2 protein-coding genes are annotated in these 2,525 nt (G+C 36.1%); both read right to left on the reverse strand.

What is annotated here, in order from left to right; all coding sequences use genetic code 11:
* Positions 1-108: 108 nt before the first annotated feature.
* Positions 109-1,548: a glycogen synthase GlgA gene (gene glgA / locus AC1DUW_RS25765; protein ID WP_402878766.1), complete on the reverse strand. Its 1,440-nt coding sequence runs from the start codon at positions 1,546-1,548 to the stop codon at positions 109-111.
* A 16-nt stretch (positions 1,549-1,564) separates the two neighbouring features.
* Positions 1,565-2,525, reverse strand: a 961-nt coding sequence (gene glgD / locus AC1DUW_RS25770; RefSeq protein ID WP_477643815.1) for a glucose-1-phosphate adenylyltransferase subunit GlgD, incomplete at its 5' end; no start/stop codon positions are given.

Consider the following 2,525-nt stretch of genomic DNA (forward strand, 5'->3'; position numbering starts at 1 on the left):
TTCTCCTACACTGCAATATTATATATATCTGTCATATACCCATATCTCATTGCAAAAGAAACAAAAACACTTACGAAGACAAATTTCGTAAGTGTTTTATCTTTTTCTTTATCTGATTTTTACAGGAATTAAGCTTTCATACAGGTCAAGGTATTTTACGGATGACGAAGCCCAACTAAAATCTAGTTTCATTGTATTTTCAACCAACTTCTTCCACCTTTTCGGCTGGAATTTATACATTCCTACTGATTGCTCAATTGTATGAAGCATATCGTGTGCATTATAATTCGTAAAACTAAAACCATTTCCCTCGTCAGTAAATTGATTGTATGGAATCACCGTATCCCGAAGCCCACCGGTCTCCCTTACTATCGGTAATGTACCATACCTCATCGCCAAGAGTTGCCCTATTCCACATGGTTCGAATTGAGAAGGCATTAAAAATAAATCAGATCCAGCATAAATCCGTCTTGCCAATCCTTCATCAAAGTATGTATTCACCGAAACTTGATTTGGATATTGATCAGCCAGATTACGGAAGACCGATTCATATTGTTCATCACCGGTACCTAGTAGAATGAATTGAATTCCTTGGTTTATCATTTCATGAAAAACATGAAGAATAAGGTCAATTCCTTTTTGATCAACCAGCCTGGTTACCATTGATATAACAGGGATGCCATCATTGACTGGGAGATTCAATGATTCCTGTAACTGACGTTTATTTTCCATCTTTCCATCATAGGTGTTAAAGGGAATCGAAAGGAATTCATCTGTGACAGGATTATATTCTTCATAATCAATCCCATTAATAATTCCTCTAAGATCGCCACTTCGTTTACTTAAGAAACCATTCAAATTCTCACCATAATATGCAGTCTGAATTTCTTCTGCATAACTTGGGCTTACAGTTGTGACAATGTTTGAGAAAGCAATACCTGCTTTCAGATAACTGACATTTCCATGGAATTCTAGTCCGTCGATATTAAAATACAATTCACTCAAATCCAATAATTCTGCTAGAACAGTTTTTGAATAAACTCCTTGGTAGCGTAAATTATGTATCGTAAATACTGTTTTAATATCTTGGTAGAAAGGATGATTGTGATAATGAGCTTTCTTCAGGACACTGACCAGGCCTGTTTGCCAATCATGACAGTGAATGATGTCCGGCTTTTCTTCTAAATAAGGTAGAGCTTCTAAAATGGCACGGGAGAAAAAGGCAAATCTCTCACCATCATCGAAAAACCCATAACTTCCATGTCTTTTGAAATAATATTCATTATCAAGAAAATAATATGTAATTCCATTTGCAACAAGCTTTTCAATTCCGCAAAATTGCTGACGCCATCCAACAGGAACTTCGATACTCGTAATATGTCTCATATCCTGTTTAAATTGGAAAGGAAGATCCTCAAATTTTGGAAGAATAACACTTACATGGACTCCCTGTTTTTTTAGCGCTTTCGGGAGCGCACCTATTACGTCTCCTAGCCCTCCCGTTTTTATAAAAGGGGCGCATTCTGAAGCAGCAAATAAAACATTCATTGCCGCACCTCCTCTATTAAATAATTTCTGCTTTTTTTATTACAGTCGGTTGTTTTATACCAATAACTGTTTTCTCACTAGTAATTTTTACTTCTTTGTCAGAAATAATATTTTCTACGATTGCACCTTCTTCTATCTCACCTTTTTGCATGATGATACTATTCCTTATGATAGCACCTTTTTTTACCTTTACCCCACGAAAAAGTATACTGTTTTCGACAGTCCCCTCAATAACACAACCGTTGGCTATTAAAGAATTAGTAACCTTAGAGGATCCTGAATATTTGGTAGGTGCTTCATGTTTAATTTTTGTATAAACATCCCATGTATCACCGAAGAAAGAGCGGATAACTGAAGGATTCAAAAAATTCATATTGCTTGAATGAAAACTTTCAATCGAGTGGATAAATGGCATATCTCCGGTGAAATTGTAACCTTTAACATTAAAACGATGAAGGTTAGCTTTTACAGCATCTTTCAAGAAGTCATTTTCCCCACTAGCTACACAGCTTTTGATCAATTTCACCAAAAGGGTTTTACTTATAATGAAGGTTTCTAGACAAACATGGTCTCCAGGTCTAGGTATCGTATAAAAGCTAATGTCCGTGATATCTTCATCTGAATCAACTGAGCAGGTGTGATAAATTGGTTTTTCTATCAATTCCCCTACATAATCTTTATAGACGACTGTGATATCTGCTTTATGCTTTTTATGATAAGCAAGTACTTCATTAAAATCTATTTTGCATACATGACTTCCAGGAGAAATGATAACTGTTTCTGCATCAGCCCTCTCAAAAAAGCTGAGATGATCATAAAACTGTTTCATATCACCTGTCACAGTTTCATCTGGATGGATAGGAGGCAAGATGAACAACCCTCCTGAACGCCGATCCAAATTCCATTCTTTCCCCGACCCAAGATGATCCATAACAGAAAGATATTTTTCCTTTGGAAAAACGGCTACCTTCGATACA

Source organism: Peribacillus sp. P4_C12, from assembly GCF_056402095.1.